This window comes from Streptomyces sp. NPDC006624, from assembly GCF_040611555.1.
Taxonomy (GTDB): Bacteria; Actinomycetota; Actinomycetes; order Streptomycetales; family Streptomycetaceae; genus Streptomyces.
The window spans coordinates 22,964-30,683 of the sequence record NZ_JBEXOM010000040.1 but is presented as its reverse complement, the minus strand read 5'-3'; the positions used below and the strand labels follow the sequence as shown (position 1 = coordinate 30,683).

6 protein-coding genes are annotated in these 7,720 nt (G+C 70.3%); 1 reads left to right on the top strand and 5 read right to left on the bottom strand.

Going from position 1 to position 7,720, the window contains the following annotated elements:
* Positions 1-159: 159 nt before the first annotated feature.
* Positions 160-1,602 carry an FG-GAP repeat protein gene (locus ABZY20_RS36720; protein WP_356447798.1) on the bottom strand — a complete coding sequence of 481 codons (1,443 nt, stop codon included), beginning with the start codon at positions 1,600-1,602 and terminating at the stop codon, positions 160-162.
* 661 nt (positions 1,603-2,263) lie between these two features.
* On the opposite strand from ABZY20_RS36720, the gene ABZY20_RS36715 reads away from it, so the two are divergent.
* Entirely contained in the window at positions 2,264-4,024 is a 1,761-nt protein-coding gene (locus ABZY20_RS36715; RefSeq protein WP_356447796.1) for a lysyl oxidase family protein, read from the top strand.
* A 295-nt stretch (positions 4,025-4,319) separates the two neighbouring features.
* Here ABZY20_RS36715 and ABZY20_RS36710 read toward each other — a convergent pair whose 3' ends face one another.
* The 4 genes from ABZY20_RS36710 to ABZY20_RS36695 form a co-directional block, all read right to left on the bottom strand.
* Positions 4,320-5,042, bottom strand: a complete 723-nt coding sequence (locus ABZY20_RS36710) for a hypothetical protein (protein ID WP_356447794.1) — start codon at positions 5,040-5,042, stop codon at positions 4,320-4,322.
* 423 nt (positions 5,043-5,465) lie between these two features.
* Positions 5,466-5,753, bottom strand: coding sequence for a hypothetical protein (locus ABZY20_RS36705; protein ID WP_356447792.1), 288 nt, complete (start codon positions 5,751-5,753; stop codon positions 5,466-5,468).
* Positions 5,750-6,517, bottom strand: coding sequence for a TIGR03943 family protein (locus ABZY20_RS36700; protein WP_356447790.1), 768 nt, complete (start codon positions 6,515-6,517; stop codon positions 5,750-5,752). Before ABZY20_RS36700 ends, ABZY20_RS36705 begins: the two co-directional genes overlap by 4 nt.
* A complete protein-coding gene (locus tag ABZY20_RS36695; protein WP_356447803.1) occupies positions 6,514-7,515 on the bottom strand; it encodes a permease in 1,002 nt (333 codons plus the stop codon). The genes ABZY20_RS36700 and ABZY20_RS36695 overlap by 4 nt, the downstream gene beginning before the upstream one ends.
* Positions 7,516-7,720 lie beyond the last annotated feature (205 nt).

Below are 7,720 nucleotides of genomic sequence, written 5' to 3'. Positions count from 1 at the left end.
GTGGCGACGCCGAAACGGGCGCGCGTGGGGGAGGGATGACGGGAGATCACAACGGTACGACAGCGGCCCCCGCCCCACAGTTGCCCGCCGGGCGATAACGGAACCGCAACGCCGTCGGCCGAGGTCCGGGGTGACCCACGACCTGCTGTCCTGTTCGGGTCACAGGAGGGGGAGGCTGTCACCGCCGAAGAGCTGCCATCCGGAGGCGGGGAGCCCGAATTGCGAGGTGGTGAACATCTTGCTGCCGGTTGCGGTGGGCCGGGTGGTGCCGCCGGGCAGGGTCCACGCGGCGCCGGCGTAGTTGTTCTCGCCGTGTGCGCTGACGATGAGTTCGGGGCGCCCGTCGCGGTTCACGTCGCCCGCCGAGACGGTGGTGCCGAAGTGGTCGCGGCTCTCGCTGCCGCCGGGGACGCCGGTGGTGTCCTGGCTGTAGGAGTAGGCGCCGGAGCCCGGGGTACCGGTGCGCTTGCCGGGGATGACCGTGACCATGCCGGCGCCGGCGACGGTGCCGAGCTTCTCGCCGGACGCGCCCACCGCGATGTCGCCGACGCCGTCGCGGTCGAAGTCCGCGACCGCGACCGATGCGCCGAAGCGGTCGCCCTTCTCCCCGGAACCGGGGACGCCGGCGGTGTCCTGGGATATCACCACGGGGTTCGTGTCCGTCGGCACTCCCGCCGGACTGCCGTACCAGATGAGGATGCGCCCGCCGAGTTCTCCGTCGACTCCGCGCTGTTCGGGCTCGTCGGGGTCGCCGGCGACGATGTCGCCGTATCCGTCGCCGTTGACGTCGCCGACGGTGGCCACCAGGGCGTCGCCATGCGTCAGCGGGACGCTCCACTGGGGTTGGTTCTCGGCGTTGACGTGGATCCGGCCGCCGGTGTGCCCGCCGGCACGCCCCGACACCGCCACCGTGTCGGCGCGGCCGTCGCGGTCGAGGTCACCGGCGGCGACGGAGCCGAACCACTCACCCAGCCCCATTCCCGCGGAAGTCGGCCCACTTGAGCGGGTGAACGGGCCCTGGAAGGTACGGGTGTAGTTCCAGCCGCCGACCGTCACCAGGCTGGTGGCCGAGGACCCCTTGCCGACGGCGGCCACGTCCCGGCCGATACGGTCGAAGTCATGGGGGCTGTCGGGTGTCGGCAGGGCCCGCCCGGACACCAGGCCCGATCGGCTGCCCCACAGGATGGTGACCATGCCCTTGTTCTCCCCCTGGGCGAGATCCTCGTAGGGCGCGCCGACGACCAGGTCGGCGTATCCGTCCCGGTCGAGGTCGGCGGAGGCGGTGGAGGCACCGAAGTAGTCGCCCCGCTCGGCACTTCCGGGCACACCGGCGGAGTTCTGGGTGATCACGACCCGGGACTTCGCGGAGAGCCCGGAGGCGGAGCCGTACAGGACGATCACGGCGCCCGCGTCCTCGCGCCCGGCGACGTCGGCGGCGGGGACCCGCAGCACCACGTCGCGGTAGCCGTCACCGTTGAAATCCGCGGGGACGGTGTCCCCGGCGGCGTGCGCGCTCGGGACCTGCACGCTGCCGAGCAGCCCGGCGAGCACAGCGATGGCGATGGTCCGGCATCTGCTGCCGTGACCGTCCTTCTTGGTCATGTGAGTTTCTCCCACGTCAGAGGTGCCGTCCGCGCACGGACGGCACCTGGAGACCGTCGAGGCACGGAGAGGTGTGATGCGGGTCAGGACAAGGGGACCTGTCCCGTGCCCTGCGTACGGCCGTCGGCGCCGCGGAGATCACGTCGGTTCCGCGGTCGTCGATGCCGCCGCCGACGAAGCTGCTGCGGGAGCCGACTCGACGGGCGAGCAACTCCGCGCCGGTGCACCGGTACCGCGACGATGCGGACGGCCAGTCGGCCACGCGACACGGCGGCTGCGCCCACGTGCCATCCCCTCCCGCTCAGCGACGCTCGGCGACGCTCAGCGACCTGTTCTCGCACAAGTGAGCGGATGCTATCAGCGAGTTGACGACGGACGGTCCCCGCGGACCAGCGCTTGATCCGCACGCGGACGGCCGGAACGTCGAGGCCGAGAAAGCCCGGATCGCGGTGCGCCCTATCGGCGGCCGGATCTCGTCACTGCGACGGCATTCGGCCAACACTCCATCCCTTTCCGTCTCCGGGACAACCGAGCAACCCATCCGTTCCTCTCACAGCGCGGGCGAAGCGAAAACGCCTCTCACACGCCGGCCCCGGCCCGAACCTCGCGGACGCGCCGTGCCGCCTGCTTCCTGCTCACAGCACCGGAGGACGAGAGAACCATGACCAGAAAGCGCACCGCTCGGCTGCGACGTACGCTGCTCGCCGGCACCACGGCCGTCGCCGTGACGGCCGTGACGGCCGGCATCGTGGCCGCGGCGCAGGAGCCGGCGAAGGCCGCGACCGGCCCCGAGCTGAGCCTCATCGCGGCGACCCCTTCGGTGACGCTCACGACCTATAAGGAAGAGCCGGGTGTGTACCTGGACCTCGGCACCTACCTCATCGCCGAAGGGAAGCCGCTGGAGTTCAAGGTGACCCGGAAGTCCTACAAGGACCCCGTGAGCGTCACCCAGACCGTGTACGAGGGCGGAAAGGCCAAGGCCAAGAAGCTGCCCACGGGCACCGTGAAGGACTTCTCCGGGCTGCCCGGCTTCGTGAAGGTCACCCTCACCGACAAGGCCGGCAAGAAGGTCCTCACCCGCACCGAGAGCTTCTGCCCGAACAACGCCAGCGGCCGGGTGCGGCCGGACGCACCCTCCACCTCCAAGTATCCGGAGAGCTGCCCCACCAACCCCTTCACCCTCGGCTCCGTGTGGGGCGTCGAGAAGGGCTGGGCGGCCAACACCTACGCGGGCTCCTACAGCGAGCCCGTCCAGCTCCCGGCCGGTACGTACACGGCCAAGGTCGGCGTCGCCAAGAAGTACCGCGACCTGTTCGGCATCGCCGACCGGGTGGCCACGGTCAAGGTCACCGTGGTGGAGGAAAGCTTCGAGGAGGAAGAGGGCAGGACCGAGGCGGCTCCCCGGTTCGGGAAGGCCGGTGAGCACGCCGGGCACGGTGCCGCTCACCAGGCGCCGAACGCTCACGCCGGCCACGGACCGGGGCATGCTCCGGCTCCCGCCGAGGCCGCCGCGCCGGTGACGAGCGGTGCGGGCCCCTCGTACAACGTGGGCCACGGTCCGCTGAAGGCCGCGCCGCCGGCCCTGCCGTGGGCGGTGAAGAAGAAGCAGCAGAAGTCCGCGCTGTCTCTGCGGGCCCGGGACACCAGCGGCCAGACCGACGGCTCGCGTCAGGCGCCCGCCCTCAAGCCGCTGTCGAAGCGGCCCGCCGGCAAGCCCTCCGTCCCGGACGTCCCCAAGCCGGACCTGCGCTCGCTGCCGGCCTACGGCATCACCATCAGCGACGGCGACAAGGACATCCCGGGCAAGGACTACCTGGCGTTCAGCGCCAACGTGTGGAACGCCGGCCCGGCGCAGCTCGTGGTGGACGGGTTCCGCTCGCCCGGCAAGGCCAAGATGGACGCCTACCAGTACTTCTACGACGCCAAGGGCAAGCAGGTCGGCTACACCCCGACCGGCACCATGGAGTGGGACCCGCGCCCGGGGCACGTGCACTGGCACTTCACCGACTTCGCCAGCTACCGGCTGCTGAAGGCGGACAAGAAGGAGGCCGTGCGCAGCGGCAAGGAGGCCTTCTGCCTGGCCAACACCGACGCGGTCGACTACACGGTGAAGAACGCCAACTGGCACCCGAACAACACCGACCTGGCCACCGCCTGCGGTGAGGAGAACTCGATCTCCGTCCGCGAGGTGCTGGACGTCGGCTCCGGCGACACTTACACCCAGGACCTGCCGGGCCAGTCCTTCGACATCACCGGCGTGCCCAACGGCACCTACTACATCCAGGTGCTGGCCAACCCGGAGAAGCGGCTGAAGGAAACCAACCTCGACAACAACAGTGCCCTGCGGAAGATCGTGCTGGGCGGCAAGCCGGGGAAGCGGACGGTCACCGTCCCGGCGCACGACCTGGTGAACGCCAACTGACGTCGCCTCGCGCCTGAGGCCGTGTCCCCGCCCTGGCCCAGGGCGGGGACACGGCCTGCGACGCCCCACCTGGGCCGGTCAACGGTGGCAGTGGTCGGTCGAGCTGCCGGCCACCAGCGAGTACGAGCGGTTCCAGCTCCGCGGCTGCGACCGTGACGGGGTACGCGCACACCGCACGAGCGAAGTCAACGTGGTGTGGCGGCACAGGGATCTTGCGCTGTCGACCCGGTGAGTGCGACGGCACTCCATGCAACTCCCGGGCTCCACCGGGCGGCGAGCGGCAGCGCTGAACCGCTCATTCCCGGAACTTCTCACTCCGCCCTTCTGCCGCGCGCATCAACTCGCCCAGCTCATCGTCCGTCCACTGAGAGCGTTCAGCCCGCAGAGCGATGACGACGCCGTCATCGAGGCTCACCAGCAGCTGATTGCTCGCGGTGGCGATACGGAACCACTCGGGCTTCCCACCGAGGCCGCCCACGGCTTGAGCCTTGCAGCCCTCCAGGTGGTCCCGATAAGCAGCCACGATCGAGGGCCGCTGTTCGGACGGCGATGAAGCGAGCACGATCTCCTGAAGCGTCTTCCCCTTCGCGGTGAAGGTGACATCGCCCCGAGCGCGCACACCGGCGCCGGCCAGTTCCCGGCTCGCAGAGGCCGCTGACGTGGTCCAGGGGAATGCCCCCGGCTCGCAGGACGTGGTCGGCACCTTGGCAGGCTTCGAACCGGTCGTGCACGCCTTCGGGTCCAGTTCGACGACGGTCGTCGTCTCCTGCGATCTCCCCGGCTGCGACCAGACGTCTTCGGTCTGCAGCAATCCGGCCTGGTAGTAGGGCTCGTCACGAGCGCAGGCAGCGGGAGAGGGGGAGGACACCGCATCCCTCGAGGCCGCCTGACCCGTCTGCTGATCGCCGGCGCAGCCGGTGAGAAGCAAGGCCGAGCCGATGGCGACTGCCGCTGTCCCCACCTCCGGGCCGGTGATGCCGGCGCGCAGCCTTCTCTGTATGCCTCTGATGAACGTCATCACATTCCTCTCTCGACACCTCCATACCTACCTGACCAAGAAACCGTGAACGCTGCCGGGTGCCCCGCAAGCACTGGTCGCGACCGAGATGACCTTGTCATCTCATCCCGCAGCCCTCCCGGACAGGGGGCCGGCTGACGCGGTCTGAAGCCGGGCGCCGCCCACCTCGTCGCCCTCGTCCGAACCGGAGCCCACTTCGAACGCGGCTACCTCGTCGAACGGCCGCATACGACCGCAGCATGAACCATGAACAGGGTGGCGGACATGCCTCGAAGTCCGAGATCATCCGAACCGGTCCTACGATCTTTACGAGAGCGTGGGGTTCCGGAGGCGGAACGAGTACGTCCGATACCGCAAGCCGCTCGCTTGATCGACCGGTCGTCGGACTGTCCGGCCGGTCCACAGGATTTGACGAGCCCTCCGTCAGGACGGCCTGTGCCTGTACTCGCCGGTGGGTGTCGTGGGTGAGGGGGAGTTCGAGCTGGCGGGCAGGTCGGAGATGTGTTTCTCGCCGGAGACCGGGGCGTGACGGTCCTTGAGGAGGTAGCCGATCCCGCCCTCACCGTCTGCCGGGAGTGCGGCGGCCTGGGTGCGCTCGACGTACCGCGACAGGAGGATCACCGGCGGGGCGGGCCTGCGGCGGGCGCCGACCTCGACCGCGGCGCGCAGTCCTGGTTGCGGAAGCCGGGCGGAGGTGGAGCGATGGCTCACCTGCTGGGGGCCCAGGGGAGGGCGTCCTTGTACGAGTTCACGGGCTTGGCGACCTTCTGCACCGCGCGGGCGTCGAGGGCGACGGCGGCGGAGTTCGTGCCGAGGGTTCCGTCGGGACGCCAGGTGCCGGTGACGGTGACCCAGGTGTTGGCGGCGGGGGCCGGGACACCGTGGATCCGTACCTTCACGGACTGGGCGTCCGCCGCGCAGCAGGAGATCGTGATCCGGGTCAGGTACCAGCTGTCCTTCCGCTCGGCGGACGTGGCGAAGCCGGTCATCTGGACCGTACGGTCCTGTATGGCGCGTGTGCGGTCTTGCTGCACGCGGCTGGTGAAGTCGGTCAGGGTGATGGGAAGCGGCGAGGTCGTGGGCAGCGGGTCGAAGGTGTCGCGTTGGGGGACGGTCTTCGCCGGCTCGCGGGAGGCGGTGTAGGCGCCGAGAGCGGGCGGGGCGTAGAGGAGGAGGCTCAGCGCGGGCAGGAACAGCAGCCATGCGGGGCGCGGCACGGAGGAATGGTGGTGCCCGTGCCCGTGGTCATGGCCGTGGCTGTCGTCGCCGGGGTCGGTCTGCTCGTCATGGCGGCGTCGCCGCAGGGAGGAGACCAGGTCGGCCACGGCCAGCAGGATCAGCAGAACACCGGAGGCGATCAGCAGCGGCCGCATGCCCTCCTTGACGTAGCGCAGGTACAGGTCGGTGAAGAGGGCGATGCGCAACAGACCGACGCCGCTGAGGAGCAGCAAGGCCATCTGCAGGGGACGTCTCACAGCAGGACGGCTCCGATCAGGACGCTGGACAGGACCGCCACGACCACTGTGGCGGCACCGAACCGGATGGCGAAGGCCCGGCCGAACGTGCCCGACTGCAGTGCGATGAGCTTCAGGTCGACCACGGGACCGACCACCATGAACGTCAGCCGCGCGACGGGTGAGAACCCGGTCAGCGAGGCCGCCACGAACGCGTCCGCCTCGGAACATATCGCGAGCACGATCGCCAGCCCGGCCAGGAACAGCACCGACAGCCAGGGATTACCGGAGAACGCATCCAGCACGGAACGGGGCACCGCCACGTTGAACGTGGCCGCTGCCATGGCGCCCACCACCAGGAAACCGCCCGCGTGGAGGAAGTCGTGCTGGAAGCCGGCCCGGAACTCCCGCCACCGACTGCCTCCCGCCTGGTGCCCGGTCTGGCGCACGCTGGGCCGTAGCCACTCGGCCCGCCCCAGCCAGAGCCACAGCCAGCCCATCACCACCGCCGTGGCCAGGGAGGCCAGCAGTCGCGCGGCGACCATCTCCGGCTGCCCCGGGAAGGCGACGGCGGTGGCGGTCAGCACCACCGGGTTGATCGCCGGCGCCGACAACAGGAAGGCGAACGCGGCGGCCGGCGTGACCCCGCGGCTGATCAGGCTGTTCGCCACCGGCACCGACGCGCACTCGCAGCCCGGCAGTACCACTCCCGCCGCACCGGCCACCGGCACGGCGAGCACCCGCCGACGCGGCAGCACACGGCTGAACAGCCGTGCGGGCACGAACGCGTTGATGGCCCCGGACAGCGCCGTGCCCAGCAGCAGGAAGGGCAGCGCCTGCACGGTCACCGCGAGACAGACGGTCCGCCACGCCTGCATCGCGGGCGTCTCCATCCACCGGCCCCCGAAGTAGAGCACCGCGCCGGGGAGGACGGCCGCCCCCAGCAACAGCAGCGGCCACGGCAGGGGAAGGCCGCGCGGTGCGTCGTCCTTCGCGCCTGTGTCCGCGTCCGCACCCATGTCCGCGTCCGCGTCAACGTCCCCGGTCTTCGCGACGCGTTCTTCTGCTCTCTGCACTGCCGGCCCCACCTCTTGGATGTCGAGGCCAAGATAGCGGGCGCTGAGAACGACTGCGCCTGCACCCACCCCGCCGTCGTCTACGGCTCGCCGACCGGCTTCATGGACACCGGCGTACAGGCTCTGACGCAGGACACTCCCGGCGTGC

Excerpts from the sequence above, each read along its gene's own strand:
- ABZY20_RS36720 (WP_356447798.1), bottom strand. The coding sequence starts at position 1,602 with ATGACCAAGAAGGACGGTCACGGCAGCAGATGCCGGACCATCGCCATC.
- ABZY20_RS36715 (WP_356447796.1), top strand. The coding sequence starts at position 2,264 with ATGACCAGAAAGCGCACCGCTCGGCTGCGACGTACGCTGCTCGCCGGC.
- ABZY20_RS36710 (WP_356447794.1), bottom strand. The coding sequence starts at position 5,042 with ATGACGTTCATCAGAGGCATACAGAGAAGGCTGCGCGCCGGCATCACC.
- ABZY20_RS36695 (WP_356447803.1), bottom strand. The coding sequence starts at position 7,515 with ATGGGTGCGGACGCGGACACAGGCGCGAAGGACGACGCACCGCGCGGC.